The 14,034-nt window shown below is 51.6% G+C and carries 9 protein-coding genes; all 9 read left to right on the top strand.

The window, feature by feature from the left end; all coding sequences use genetic code 11:
* The 9 genes from EAH74_RS24835 to EAH74_RS24795 all read left to right on the top strand — a co-directional run bounded on the left by EAH74_RS24835 (position 1) and on the right by EAH74_RS24795 (position 14,028).
* Positions 1-240, top strand: a complete 240-nt coding sequence (locus EAH74_RS24835) for a LapA family protein (protein WP_056744083.1) — start codon at positions 1-3, stop codon at positions 238-240.
* 230 nt (positions 241-470) lie between these two features.
* A complete protein-coding gene (rfbB, locus tag EAH74_RS24830; protein ID WP_140681793.1) occupies positions 471-1,547 on the top strand; it encodes a dTDP-glucose 4,6-dehydratase in 1,077 nt (358 codons plus the stop codon).
* A complete protein-coding gene (gene rfbD / locus EAH74_RS24825) occupies positions 1,544-2,437 on the top strand; it encodes a dTDP-4-dehydrorhamnose reductase (protein WP_140681791.1) in 894 nt (297 codons plus the stop codon). The genes rfbB and rfbD overlap by 4 nt, the downstream gene beginning before the upstream one ends.
* Positions 2,434-3,324, top strand: coding sequence for a glucose-1-phosphate thymidylyltransferase RfbA (gene rfbA / locus EAH74_RS24820; protein WP_140681789.1), 891 nt, complete (start codon positions 2,434-2,436; stop codon positions 3,322-3,324). Before rfbD ends, rfbA begins: the two co-directional genes overlap by 4 nt.
* A gap of 54 nt (positions 3,325-3,378) precedes the next feature.
* Positions 3,379-4,302, top strand: a complete 924-nt coding sequence (locus tag EAH74_RS24815; protein WP_046047984.1) for a glycosyltransferase — start codon at positions 3,379-3,381, stop codon at positions 4,300-4,302.
* Positions 4,299-5,261, top strand: a complete 963-nt coding sequence (locus EAH74_RS24810; protein WP_140681787.1) for a UDP-glucose 4-epimerase family protein — start codon at positions 4,299-4,301, stop codon at positions 5,259-5,261. The genes EAH74_RS24815 and EAH74_RS24810 overlap by 4 nt, the downstream gene beginning before the upstream one ends.
* Positions 5,258-6,277: an MraY family glycosyltransferase gene (locus tag EAH74_RS24805; protein WP_140681785.1), complete on the top strand. Its 1,020-nt coding sequence runs from the start codon at positions 5,258-5,260 to the stop codon at positions 6,275-6,277. Before EAH74_RS24810 ends, EAH74_RS24805 begins: the two co-directional genes overlap by 4 nt.
* 136 nt (positions 6,278-6,413) lie before the next feature.
* Positions 6,414-8,351 carry a glycosyltransferase family 2 protein gene (locus EAH74_RS24800; RefSeq protein WP_140681783.1) on the top strand — a complete coding sequence of 646 codons (1,938 nt, stop codon included), beginning with the start codon at positions 6,414-6,416 and terminating at the stop codon, positions 8,349-8,351.
* Between the two features lie 727 nt (positions 8,352-9,078).
* Positions 9,079-14,028: a glycosyltransferase gene (locus EAH74_RS24795; RefSeq protein ID WP_161600341.1), complete on the top strand. Its 4,950-nt coding sequence runs from the start codon at positions 9,079-9,081 to the stop codon at positions 14,026-14,028.
* The last annotated feature ends 6 nt before the right edge of the window (positions 14,029-14,034 follow it).

Here is a 14,034-nt window from a genome sequence, read left to right as displayed (position 1 = left end):
ATGCGTAACCTCAAGCGCGTACTGCTCGCCGTATTCGTCCTGTTGCTGATTTTGGCGATCCTGGCGTTTGTTCTCGAGAATCAGCAATCGGTTTCCCTGCTGTTCCTGGGTTGGGCGGGGCCGCAACTACCAGTATCGCTGGTCATGGTTGTTGCGCTGTTGATCGGGATGGTGATCGGGCCGATTCTGGGCTGGTTTCTGGGGCGTACTTCCAGAGTTTCGCGCAAGCGCCTTGTCTGATTGCGACATGGCGCGGAAGGCGCACTAAACTTTAGCCACACTTTGTCTATATCCATTAGTAAAACCGTCATTAAGCTGTAAAATGCTTCGCTTGTCCGATAGTGGCATATTCCCACATCGGTTCAGACTGACTCTGTCAGAGGCCTCAGCTGACTTGATGGCTTCTGCATTCATGGATTAGACAGTGCTCGGTTGGCGGCCCTGTCAGTAACTCAAGGGTATGGTTTCGCGTGAAAATTCTAGTAACCGGCGGCGCCGGGTTCATCGGCTCGGCAGTCATCCGTCATATCATCTCCAACACTAACGACTCTGTCGTAAACGTCGATAAGCTGACTTACGCCGGTAACCTTGAGTCATTGGCCGAAGTTAGCCAGAACTCGCGTTACGTGTTCGAGCGCGTCGATATCTGCGACCGCGATCAAATCGACCGCGTCCTGCTTGAACACCAGCCGGATGCGATCATGCACCTGGCCGCAGAGTCCCACGTTGACCGCTCGATCTCTGGTCCGTCTGAATTCATCCAGACCAACATCATCGGCACTTACACCCTGCTGGAAGCTGCACGCCACTATTGGGCGGCGCTGGGTGATGCGCGTAAAGCCAACTTCCGCTTTCACCATATTTCGACCGACGAAGTTTACGGAGACCTCGAAGGTCCGGAAGACCTCTTCACCGAAACCACACCGTATCAGCCAAGCTCGCCATACTCCGCGAGCAAGGCCAGTTCCGATCACCTGGTTCGCGCCTGGAGCCGAACTTACGGCTTGCCGACCCTGGTCACCAACTGCTCGAACAACTACGGCCCATGCCATTTTCCCGAGAAGTTGATCCCGCTGATCATTCTCAATGCACTGGAAGGCAAGCCGCTGCCGGTCTACGGCAAAGGCAACCAGGTCCGCGACTGGCTCTACGTCGAAGACCACGCTCGCGCATTGTATAAAGTCGTGACCGAAGGCGTTATCGGTGAGACGTACAACATCGGTGGCCATAACGAAAAGCAAAACATCGAAGTGGTGCATACCCTGTGCGCACTGCTCGACGAATTGCGTCCCGATTCTGCTCACCGTCCACATGCCAGCCTGATCACTTACGTTCAGGACCGCCCGGGCCACGATCAGCGTTACGCAATCGACGCCAGCAAAATCCAGCGTGAGCTGGGTTGGACGCCGGAAGAGACCTTTGAAACCGGCATCCGCAAAACGGTCGAGTGGTACCTCAACAACACTGAATGGGTCGCTCACGTGAAGAGCGGTAGCTACCAACAGTGGATCGATCAAAACTACGCAGATCGTTCGAACAAAGCATGAAAATCCTCCTGCTGGGAAAAAACGGCCAGGTAGGATGGGAGCTGCAGCGCTCCCTCGCGCCGCTGGGTGAGTTGATCGCCCTGGATCGCCATGTGGTCGATGGTTTGTGTGGTGATCTGTCCGATCTCGACGCTTTGCGCACAACGATCCGTCAGGTCAACCCCGACGTTATCGTCAACGCTGCGGCCTACACCGCTGTCGATAAAGCCGAGTCCGAGACCGAGCTGGCCGACCGTGTGAACGGTCAGGCAAGCCAGGTCATGGCCGAAGAGGCCGCGACTCTGGGTGCCTGGCTGATTCATTACTCGACTGATTACGTCTTCAGCGGCCAGGGTTCTGCTCCGTGGCAAGAGTCAGATGCAGTCGCCCCGGTGAATCACTACGGCGCCAGTAAGCTGGCCGGTGAGCAGGCAATTACCGCGTCGGGCTGCAAACACCTGATCTTTCGCACCAGCTGGGTCTATGGCGCTCGCGGCAACAACTTCGCCAAGACCATGCTGCGTCTGGCCAAGGATCGCGAAACCTTGAGCGTCATCGCCGACCAGATTGGAGCCCCGACGGGTGCAGACCTGATTGCCGACGTGACTGCGTTGGCCATTCAACAAGTTCTGCAACGTCCCGAGCTGTCGGGCTTGTATCACTTGGCGGCCAGTGGCGAAGTGTCCTGGCACGGCTATGCTAGCCATGTGATCGGCTTCGCCCAAGACAACGGCGAGCAGCTCGCCGTAACGGCGATCAATCCGATTGAAACGACGGCTTACCCAACACCTGCGCGCCGCCCTCTGAATTCGCGTTTGAATACTCAGAAGCTGCGTGACAACTTTTCTCTACACTTGCCGGATTGGCAAAGTGGCGTAACCCGAATGCTTAGGGAAGTTCTGAATAAATGAGCACGACAAATCGTAAAGGCATCATCCTCGCTGGCGGCTCGGGCACGCGTCTGCATCCGTTGACCCTTGGCGTGTCCAAACAGATGTTGCCGATCTACGACAAGCCGATGATCTTCTATCCGCTGTCGGTGCTGATGCTCGCGGGCATGCGTGAAGTCCTGATTATCTCCACGCCTGAAGACTTGCCATGTTTCCGCAAGCTGCTGGGTGACGGCAGCCTGTACGGCATCAAACTGACCTACGCCGAGCAACCTAGTCCTGACGGTCTGGCACAAGCCTTCATCATTGGCGAAGAGTTCATCGGCGAAGATCCTTGCTGCCTGATCCTGGGCGACAACATCTTTTACGGTCAGCACTTCTCGGACAACCTGCGTTCTGCCAGCTCTCAACAACATGGCGCTACCGTATTCGGCTACCACGTCTCCGACCCGGAACGCTTCGGTGTTGTCGAGTTCGACAAAACCGGTCGCGCTCTTAGCATTGAAGAGAAACCGCTGAAGCCAAAATCCAACTATGCAGTGACCGGCCTGTACTTCTACGACAACGATGTTGTCGAGATCGCCAAGAACATTAAGCCGTCCGAGCGTGGCGAGCTGGAAATCACCGACGTTAACCGCGCCTACCTCGAGCAGAACACCCTCAATGTAGAAATGCTCGGACGCGGTTTTGCCTGGCTGGACACGGGGACTCACGACTCGTTGCTCGAGGCCAGTCACTTCGTGCACACGATCGAGCAGCGTCAAGGCTTGAAAGTGGCCTGCCTGGAGGAGATCGCCTACAACAACGGTTGGATTACCGCTGAACAGTTGAGCGCTCAGGCCGATAAGCTGAAAAAGACTGGCTATGGTCAGTACCTGCAAAAACTGCTGGATTTGGGTTCCCTCTGAGTCGAGAGGGTTTACTTTCAAACCTAGCGTTTAATCCGTGCAAGCAGGAATAGCATGCCAGTAAAACATCCCAAGGTTGCAGTTTTGCTGGCTGCGTACAACGGAATGCAGTGGATTGAGGAGCAACTGGTCTCGATTCTCGGCCAGTTATCGGTCGACGTTACCCTGCACATTAGCATCGACCCCTCTACTGACGGCACCGAGGCGTGGTGTAAAGCTTATGCGGCTGAGCATCCAGCAGTTGTAGTGCTTCCGGATGCCAATCGCTTCGGCGGAGCGTCGCGCAACTTCTTTCGGTTGATCCGGGACGTTGACTTCGATGGCTACGACTTCGTCGCCTTTGCCGACCAGGACGACATCTGGTATCCCGACAAGCTGCACAGAGCAACCCAGGCGCTGCAGGCACGAGGAGTAGATGCCTACTCCAGTAACGTGACGGCGTTCTGGCCAAGCGGCAGAACCCAGCTGTTGGACAAGGCGCAGCCTCAGGTCGCCTGGGATTTTTTGTTCGAGGCAGCCGGGCCCGGCTGCACCTACGTCTTTAGAAAAAGCCTGGTAGAAGCCTTGAAAGGCTCGATGCTCGCCAACTGGCAGCAACTGCAAGGGGTAACTTTGCATGACTGGTATTGCTACGCCTTTGCGCGCAGTCATGGTTACCGTTGGTATATCGACCCGTTACCCAGCATGGATTACCGGCAGCACGAGCGTAATCAGGTCGGTGCCAACACAGGCCTGAGTCCGTTGATCGCTCGTTACAAAACCATTCATGACGGTTGGTGGTTCGGTCAGGTTCGTCTGATTGCAGATCTGGTGGGGCAGGGGACGAAACCCTTTGAAGGCGTCTTGCTGCAATTACGGCGTACGGAACTGATGAAACTGTCCTTCAGTGCCTGGCAATGCAGGCGCCGGGTACGGGACAAGATTTTCTTCTTTTTTATCTGTTGGGTCACCGCGTTGATAGGAAACAAAGCTCAATGACAGCCCCAAAGGTATTGGTCACGGGGGCAGGCGGTTTCGTGGGTGAGGCGCTGGTTTTCAGGATGTTGGTGGACAAACAGTTCGCTCCGATCGCAGCCGCTCGCAGTCCCACCCGGTTACAGGGTTTATGCCCGGTTGTACCCTTTGATCTGAATGATCCTGAAGCCTTGTCTGAGTTGAAGGATGTAAGTGCGGTCGTCCACGCGGCGGCCAGAGTTCATGTGATGAACGAAATCGCTTCTGATGCCTTGGCCGAGTTTCGCAAGGTCAATGTGGAGGGCACTCTTCGGTTGGCAAAGCGCGCCGCTGAATCGGGAGTCAAACGCTTCATCTTCATCAGTTCGATCAAGGTCAATGGCGAAAGCACCCTGCCAGGCAAGCCGTTCAAGGCTGACGATACTCCGGCCCCGGTGGATCCTTATGGCGTGTCCAAGCACGAGGCTGAACAAGCGCTGAGACAACTTGCTCGTGAAACCGGAATGGAAGTGGTGATTATTCGCCCGCCATTGATCTATGGGGCGGGGGTTAAAGCCAATTTTCTGAGTATGCTGCGCTGGCTCAACAAAGGTATTCCGTTACCGTTGGGAGCGGTCCGGAATCAGCGTAGCCTTGTGGCGATCGGAAACCTGGTGGACCTTATAATCACCTGTATTGATCATCCTGCCGCAGCGAACCAAACCTTTCTGGTCAGTGATGGCCAGGACTTGTCCACAACTCAAATGCTACGTCGCCTGGGCAATGCGCTCGGGACGAAGGCCTGGCTCTTGCCACTGCCAGAGTGGTTGCTGGTAGTGGCGGCTTCGGCATTGAGAAAGCAATCCGTTGCTCAACGGATCTGCGGGTCATTGCAGGTCGACATCAGCAAAAATCGTGAATTATTGGGGTGGACACCCCCCATCAACATGGATGAAGCCATGCGCCAAACCGCAGGTCACTATCTGGACGCGCAGACGAAATGACTTTTTTGTGGCTGCTACTTGCAGTATTCGTTGTTTCCTGGGGGCTGACGCTTGTTTTACGTCGTTATGCTTTGGCCAAGAGCTTGATGGACATACCAAACGAGCGCAGCTCTCACTCGGTGCCTACTCCTCGGGGTGGAGGTGTAGCTATTGTTGTCTCCTTTCTGTTGGCGCTTCTGATCCTTCGTGGTCTTGATTTGATGAGCCTGGCGACGCTCTTTGGTTTGCTGGGGAGCGGCTTGTTGGTCGCGCTTATCGGTTTTGCCGATGATCACGGGCATATCGCTGCAAGGTGGCGCCTATTAGGCCATTTTGCTGCCTCGATATGGGCGTTATATTGGCTGGGAGGCTCTCCTTGCATCACGCTCTTTGGCGCTACCCTTGATCCAGGGTGGATTGGGAATATTTTGTTTGTGCTGTATTTGGTCTGGATGCTGAATCTTTACAACTTCATGGATGGCATTGACGGCTTGGCCAGTGCTGAAGCGATCAGTGTCTGCCTCGGAATGTTGCTGGTCTATTGGTTTGGTGCAAACCTCGAACTGGCGTGGGGGCCTCTGGCTCTGGTGGCAGCGGTCGCGGGTTTTCTCTGTTGGAACTATCCGCCGGCGAAAATTTTCATGGGAGACGCAGGCAGTGGTTTTTTGGGGGTTGTATTGGCAGGGATGTCCATTGAGGCAGCCTCCAAGTCGCCCGAGTTGCTCTGGAGCTGGTTGATCATGCTTGGCGTTTTCATTGTTGATGCGACGTGGACCCTGATGCGCAGGCTTTTGCGAGGTGAAAAAGTATATGAAGCCCACCGCAGTCATGGTTACCAATATGCCTCTCGCAAGCACCGTAGCCATAAAACAGTAGTGCTGGCATCGATCACTATTAATTTTGTATGGCTCATGCCGTTATCGATCGCTGTAGCAAGTGGGTGGATTTCCGGATTTTTTGGTATGGTCGTAGCTTATGCTCCACTGCTATTTATCGCATGCACCTACAAAGCTGGAGAGTCGGAGCAAGTAGTGTAATTAAAAAGCGTCAGAAACACATATCAACACAGGTTTGCATGGTCGCCTCTCTTGTGGAGCGTCTTGGGATGTACCTGCCGCTGATGTTGTGATATTTGCAGGTCGCTAAGTTGCATTGGTTAGGGGATTCGATTTAATGAGTGGTTTATTCAGTATGGTTGCTTCAAAAATTTGGCAAGTCGTAACGCGTTTTTTTCGAGGGCTGAGCTCTTTTTTGGCCAAGTCTAAATCGTTCATTCGGCCCTTTTACCAAAAGTTTCCTTTCCTTGTGTGGGTTCGTGTTCGTATACATTTGTTTTTCAAGCGTTTGCGCGAAAACATAATGTTGGTAATTTATTCGCGAAATAATACCAAGGCTATACAGGCTATATTGAATCGTCGTTTTTCACGGTTCCAGAACTCGTCGGTCGCCCAGGCGCAACCTGTTATTGATGTGTCGGTGGTGACGTTCAATAGTGGCAAGTGGATTGATGGTTTTTTTGAATCGTTAAGGGCGCAGAGTTACCCGCTCAGCAAATTGAATATGTTCTTTGTTGATAACGGGTCTTCGGACAGCACCCTCGAAGCATTGCAGCGTTGGCAGGCATTGCTTGGTCAGGAAGTGGCTGGTTTCGACATTCTGGAAGGCGACAATGTCGGGTTTGGTGCTGGGCATGAAAAAGCAATCCATAAAGGAAGCTCTGAGTATTTTCTTGTTAGTAATGTGGATATCGTTTTTGCCAAAGACGCTATAACCAGAGTGGTGACCGCTGCTTTGGCTGATGCCAAGGCTGAGGTGGCCTCCTGGGAGTTGAGGCAGGCACCTTATGAGCATCCTAAATATTACGATCCGGTAACGTTGGAAACCAACTGGTCGTCCCATGCTTGCGTACTCGTAAGAAGGTCGGCTTACGTTAAAGTCGGTGGATACGAGCGTGAGATCTTCATGTATGGCGAAGATGTCGAGCTTTCCTATCGCTTCAGATCCTATGGATACCAACTCAAGTATTGCCCGTCTGCCGTCGTCTATCATTATACCTATGAGCATGAGCATCATATAAAACCGATTCAGTATACCGGCAGCACGCTGGCCAATGCTTATATCAGGCTACGCTATGGGAATTTGAGCGATAGAGTGGGTGGCTTTATCTTGCAGTGCCTGCTTTTACTCCGTCCAGAACCCTATGCTGGCGCCCGTCGCGATGTGTTCAGAAACTTCGGTGTGATATTCAAGAAGGCTCGGTATTTTATGCGGGGCAAGGGGCCGAGTGAAAACTGCTATTTCCCTTTCAGGGGCTTTGATTATGAAATGATCAGGGATGGGGCGTTCTGGGAGGTGGGTGAGCCATTGGCCGATTACCCTCTTGTTACTGTGGTAACTCGAACTTACAAGAATCGAGGAGAGTTTCTCAGGCAGTCCATGATGTCAGTGCTTAATCAAACGTATCCGAATATCGAGTTGATAGTCGTTGAGGATGGCGGTTCTACGATGAGCTCGGTTGTGGCTGATTTTGAATTTCCGGAGGGAATGAGTGTCAGTTACTACTCCCTCGATAAAGTCGGTCGTTCGGTTACCGGTAATTATGGTCTCGAAAAGGCAGCCGGAAAATATTGCATGTTTCTCGATGATGATGATTTGCTTTTTGCGGATCATGTCGAGGTGCTTGTTGGTGCGTTGGCGAAAAATTCTGATGCGGTAGCGGCCTACTCATTGGCACTGGAAGTCGGTACTGTTGCCGGTGGCGTGGAAGAGCAATATTTTGAGGTTAGCCATGATGTACCTCCCATTCTCAAGCAAGAATATGACTATGATGTTCTGTTGGATCACAACTTTATAGCGATCCAGTCTCTCCTTTTTCAAAAGGATCTCTACTTGCAACGAGGTGGATTTCAAACCGATATGAGCAGTCTCGAAGACTGGAATCTTTGGTTGCGCTATGGTTATGGCAATAAGTTTGTTTATGTGCCAAAAACAACGTCTTTGTTTAGAACACCTGGGGACCCCACTGTACGGGTGGAACGGCATATGCAGTTGCATGAAGCTTATTATATTGCCAAGAATCACGCAGTGAAAACGTGTAAGAGTTATACCTGAGTTCGTGCTTTAGCGGTTTTTGGCATTGAGTTTTGTGAATTGAGTCATTCCGTGTGAGTGGCTCTTTTTTTGTATTTCTCTACTGATGTAGCTCTGGCTCGTTAGTCGAAGTGGTTGGTTTTGTATACGGTTTGTTGACTCGTTATTGGTTTTTTGCTCCCAATATTCTGGCTTTTTGTCCAGATGGATGGGGGCAGCCCTTTAAATAACCAAATCAGGCTGTTTCGGGAGGGGTGCAGGCCTGGGCCAGGATGGTTTTGCGCGGTGCCCCGTCCTGTGCCCCGTCAACGATTCAGTCTACCGTCTACGTGCCTGGGTTTGAGGTGTTTTTCGCTCTTGGCGGTAGGGGCTTGAGCCTTTTTTGTTGGGCGCTGCGGCTAGGCCATAGGTAAGGAACCCAGTATTTCTGAGCTATTTTGAATGTTAAGACCAAAAAATGTTATAAATCAGTTTTGGTTGGTTTCGCGCTTGTTTGCTCCGGGTCAGTGACCGCGCTTGTGGTTCGCTCGGCCCAAGGGGGCTAACGTCGTCGACGTATAGTCGTCGCTGGAACCAGGGAGTGGTCATTTGCAAGTGTTACCCTTTTATGTAGGGCTATGGTTGTAGCCGTCTTACAGGGTGTTCGTATTAGTGCAGGTAATTTACTCGTTTGGAAGTGCGTTGCTGAGAGTCAGCATGCCCATAGGATTTTTTGACGCATATGCTAAATATTAGTGATTTGTCATCAGTGGACAAACAAAAAGTCTTCGACTATCTCAAGTGGAACAGTTTCCGTTCCGAGAAGTACAAGGTTTTATACGTTAGTACCTCCAAGGTTGCGAGTACGTCCCTGAAGTGGTGGTTTGCAACACTGGAAGGTTGTTCGCAGGCCTTGCGTGGAGTCGGTGAGGCTGCGGGAAGTAATTCTGATCAAATTGTTCACGAGTTTCACAAGGTTGCGCCCCATGTCACCGGGCTGGAAATAAACGACCTTTTGGAATCCCTTCTTTCTGATACATATTTTCGATTTGCCGCCGTACGAAACCCTTACAAGCGTATCTTCTCTGCATGGCAGTCGAAAATACTGTTGCAAGATCCGCAGCAGGTCGCATTGTATCCAAAGTTTGAGTTGTTACAGCAGCCGGTAAAAAGCGTAGCGGATGTTGCTTCGGCTTTTGAGGCGTTTCTGGAGTATCTCGCAAGCAATCGCGGATCTTCACCCGAGAAGGATTTTTGGGCGCCTCAAGCCACGCTATTGCGTCCGGATTTGATCAATTATTCCTTGTTGGTCAAAATTGAAAACTCCTCTGGACTCCATAAAGCATTATCGGAGCACTTCGGTGAGCAGGCCACCGATCCTTTCGCAGAGCCTTCGCCAAGTGAAAATGTCATTCCCTTCCTTCCTGCTTTTATAACGGAACGAAGTGCGAGTTTGATTAAAGAGCTGTATGTCGAAGATTTTGATGTCTTCGAATATGACAGGCAGATACCAGAACCTACAGAAGCGTTTTCGGCAGAGCAGTTGGATCTCGCGTTTGACGCGGCCAGGCTGATTCGGGAAAGTCGTCAACAAATAGATGCGCGCGCCCTTCAAATCCAGGACTTGACTCAACAGATCGAGGATTTGAATCAGCGTATTGCGTCATTGAATCCGACCCTGTTTGAACGTGAATCGCAGTTAAAAGAGCTCATGGGTTCTTTGGTTAAGCGCGACCGACATATTGCCAGTCTTGAGCAATCTGTGGGTGTGCTCAACAGGCAGCTAGTCGACCTCAAAGCCGTCTTGGTTGATCACGAAAAAGAGGGTGTCAGTCTGAAGGCTGATCTGCTCAAGACGCAGCAGGAGCTCAATGCGTTACTCTTTTCGCATTCCTGGCGTTTAACCTTGCCTGTGCGAATAGTTACAGGGTTTGTGCGAGAGTCCGTCCATAACGTCAGGACGCTGACATGGAGTAAAGTACTCGACTCGTTAAGACGTCGTCGAGAGCTGTATAACGAAAATACTCTTCGTGAGATTCACGAAAGCGGGTTGTTTGACCCGGATTATTACCTGGCCAGTAATGCAGATGTGCGTGCAAAAGGCACTGATCCACTCAAGCACTACATGCTCAAGGGCTGGATAGAAAATCGCAATCCTTGCGCCGCTTTCAGTCCTTCGGATTATCTGTTGGCCAACCCTGATGTTGCCGAGGCTCAGGTACATCCGCTGCTTCACTACATTCAATGTGGCCAGCTCGAAGGTCGTCCAGTCAGATTGCCAGCTCGCATTTGCGAAATGACGGCGGTCAAGCGTCGTCCCGTCGGGCGTAATGCGGTTTTCAAGCCGTATGGTGAATATACACCGATACCGGTACTCAAGGCTGTGCTCGAGGCACAGATCGAAGCCGTCAAAAAGTCAGGTTTGTTCGACGAGAAGTACTACCTTGCGATGTACAGCGATGTAGAGCAGGTCTCGGTAGATCCACTCAGGCACTACTGTGAACAGGGCTGGCGCGAAGGTAGAAATCCGTCCATGGATTTTGATACACGCGCCTACCTCGCACTTTACAAAGACATTCAACACATTGGTCTTAACCCGCTTTGGCATTACATTGTCACTGGCGCGGCGGAGCATAGAATAGCGGTACCGGACGCACTCATTAATCACGAAAATGACATCCGTTTTGGTGAAGTTAACAGCGACATCAAGTTACTCGCGTTCTATGTATCGCCTGACTGGGAGGCGTTGCGTAGTGCCAGATTCGCTTCCAAGGGCAATCCGCAGCGATCGCGCCCTGATAAGACGCTTGGGTTGTATGATTCGTTGGACGGGCGTGTGCTCACCCAGCAGGTACTCAGTGCCAAGAGTCATGGCTTTTTCGGCTTTTGTTTCAAGCTGAGCGCAGATTCGGTTGCGCAAGCGTCGCCACAGCCTCTGGATACCTTTCTTGCCCATACGGAAATCGACTTTAATTTCTGTATTCAAATAGATTTGCATCAGGACGGTCTGTCGAACAACTTGATTACGCCTGTTGTTGCAGTTCTAGCTGATAAGCGATGTGTGCAGGTTGATGAGCGCCCCGTCATCGTGGTTAAGCTCAATGAATATGACGAAGACATAGTTGATTCAATTCGCAAGCTCCGTGAGCGATTGAATGAACTGTGTGATGGCGTGTACTTGATTGCTCAGTTTGGTTTCGCGGGTTCGGAAGAGTTAGCGCAGGACCTGGATGGTTTGTGTGACGCCGCGCTTGATCTTTCTGCAGATCCTGTGCCGGGCGAAACTGGCGTATTTCCACCGCAAAACAAGAATGGAATAGATACCGTTCCGTATAACCTTATTGCTTCGCAAGGGATCGTGCGAGCACAGAAAGCACATCTTCGTGCTACTCCGGTTTTTCACGCTATTTCGTTAGGGCGTGATGAAACTGCGCTTAAGCAATATTCTCCTCTGGTTTATTCGCGCTTTCACATTCGTGACTATGGGCGTTGGCTTGACGCGGCGATCAGGGGCGCGAGAAAGGCTCTCCCCGAGGATCGCCGTCTACTGTTCGTGAATGCCTGGAACAATTGGCAGGAAGGACTCTACGTTGAGCCAGACAGTATCACCGGTTTTGGTCGGTTGAACGAAACAACACGCGCTCTGCTGGATATTGATTCCAGTGTCGTTATGCCAAAAATTTCGGTAATTGTTCCAAATTATAATCATGAGAGCTATCTTGCTCGTCGGCTGGATAGTATTTATGGGCAGACTTACAAGAATATAGAAGTCATCCTGATGGATGACTGTTCGACTGATGATAGCCGTTCGGTGTTAACTGGTTATGCGGAAAAGTACCCTGATATAACGCGCTTGTTGTTCAATGAGACGAATTCGGGTGGCGTTTTTCATCAGTGGGCTAAGGGGATCAAGGCGGCCACAGGTGACCTGGTATGGGTCGCTGAAAGCGATGACTACTGTGATGAGCGTTTCCTGGAGGCGCTTGTTAGCTGTTTTGATGATGAAGCGGTCATGCTTGCGTACTCGAAGTGTGAGTTCGTAACCACGGACGAAGTCGTTATGCCGGACCAGTTCCTTAACTATGTAAGTGATCTGGAGTGTGCGAATAAATGGGCCGGTTCCTATGTAAGCACGGCGCATAACGAAGTGCGCTCGGCGTTGGGTATCAAAAATACAATACCTAATGCCAGTGGCGTGATTTTCAAGCGTCCCGTTGATATGCCGCTGTTGGATGATCAGTCGTGGCTATCAATGAAAGTTGCTGGTGACTGGGTCTTCTATTTGCACATCCTGCGCGGCGGGAAGATTGCTTACTCCACTGAGGGTACAAACTTTTTCCGTCGACATTATGCAAGTACTGCCAACACCACTTATCGCAAAGAGGTCTTTTATCGCGAGCTCGGGGTGGCGAACAGAACGATCCAGTCCCTCTACAATGTTCCGATGTCGGTGCTTGAGGCTTGCGAGGCATCCAGCAAGAAGCTGTATGACCACTATGTCGGGGGCTCCGCAGAAGAGTTTTTACGCTGGTACGACCATGATTCGATTGTTCGTGCCAGGGCTGATCGCCTGCCGAACGTGATGGTTTCCACGATCGGCTTCTATCCGGGTGGTGCCGAAATTCTTCCGATTCGACTGGCAAACGAGTTTAAGCGCCAAGGTATTTCCGTTTCCTTGTTTAGCGCCGGGATACCAAAACGCGAAGACGGTGTTCGCAAAATGCTGAGAAGCGACGTGCCGGTGATCGAGACGTCGAATATCGAATCAGTGAAAGAGATCATTCATGATTTCGGAATTGAAGCACTTAATAGCCACCAGTGGTACGTTCAGAAGTATCCGGTCGATGTCCCGGATGTTTTTTCCGAGCTTGGCGCCCATGTGGCCGCTTTGCACGGGATGATTGAACATGGCAATGGAGTGACTGATGAACAGTTGCGCATTGCTGACAAAGGTGTCAGTACATGGGTCTACACCGCTGAGAAGAATCTTGTTCCTTTCTCGGACATCTCACTGTACGACAAGTCTTCTCCCCGTTTCGTCAAGGTTCCTAACGGGTTGCAGCCGCCGGAAATCGTTCCAATCTCGCGCGTGCAGATGGGTATACCGGAAGATGCTTTTGTATTGTGTTGTGTCAGTCGGGCAATTCCCGATAAAGGCTGGGGCGAAGCGATCCAGGCGGTAGAACTTGCGCGATCACTTTCCGGTCGGGACATCCGTATTATATTGGTCGGTAATGGCCTGGTGTACGATGAGTATTGTCAAGCAGGTGCGCCGGACTTCGTTTACCTGGCTGGCTTTAGTGATAACTCCGTAGGCCATTATGCTGCCGCGGACATGGGCATCATGTTATCGACCTTCAGGTCCGAGAGTTTCCCTCTGACCATTGTCGATTGTCTGTTTGCCGGCAAGCCATACATTGCCACAGACGTAGGCGACATCAAAAACATGTTGACGATAGAGAGCGGCGTTGCCGGGGAGATTATCGGGCTGGAAGATTGGGTCGTCCCAATCGAGAGCACGGCCCGCGTGATTGCAGCATTCGCGACAGATGAACGGAAATACCAGGAAGCCGTCGGCTTGGTGAAAGACGTTTCCAGTCGATATCGAATTGACGCCGTTGCCTCTCAATATCTTCGTTTGTTCGAGCGCGACATTCAGCAGCGCAGGGCGGAGTCGGCGAAGGCCGAAGGCTCTGGCATGACTGTCCAAGACCTGTAGCCGGAC

The organism is Pseudomonas mandelii (assembly GCF_006438925.1).
Taxonomy (GTDB): Bacteria; Pseudomonadota; Gammaproteobacteria; order Pseudomonadales; family Pseudomonadaceae; genus Aquipseudomonas; species Aquipseudomonas mandelii_C.
Note: the sequence above shows the minus strand (reverse complement) of the source record. Positions and strands in the feature narration are given on the sequence as shown.

Coding starts and splice junctions, on each gene's coding strand:
- EAH74_RS24835 (WP_056744083.1), top strand. CDS start 1: ATGCGTAACCTCAAGCGCGTACTGCTCGCCGTATTCGTCCTGTTGCTG.
- rfbD (WP_140681791.1), top strand. CDS start 1,544: ATGAAAATCCTCCTGCTGGGAAAAAACGGCCAGGTAGGATGGGAGCTG.
- rfbA (WP_140681789.1), top strand. CDS start 2,434: ATGAGCACGACAAATCGTAAAGGCATCATCCTCGCTGGCGGCTCGGGC.
- EAH74_RS24815 (WP_046047984.1), top strand. CDS start 3,379: ATGCCAGTAAAACATCCCAAGGTTGCAGTTTTGCTGGCTGCGTACAAC.
- EAH74_RS24810 (WP_140681787.1), top strand. CDS start 4,299: ATGACAGCCCCAAAGGTATTGGTCACGGGGGCAGGCGGTTTCGTGGGT.
- EAH74_RS24805 (WP_140681785.1), top strand. CDS start 5,258: ATGACTTTTTTGTGGCTGCTACTTGCAGTATTCGTTGTTTCCTGGGGG.
- EAH74_RS24800 (WP_140681783.1), top strand. CDS start 6,414: ATGAGTGGTTTATTCAGTATGGTTGCTTCAAAAATTTGGCAAGTCGTA.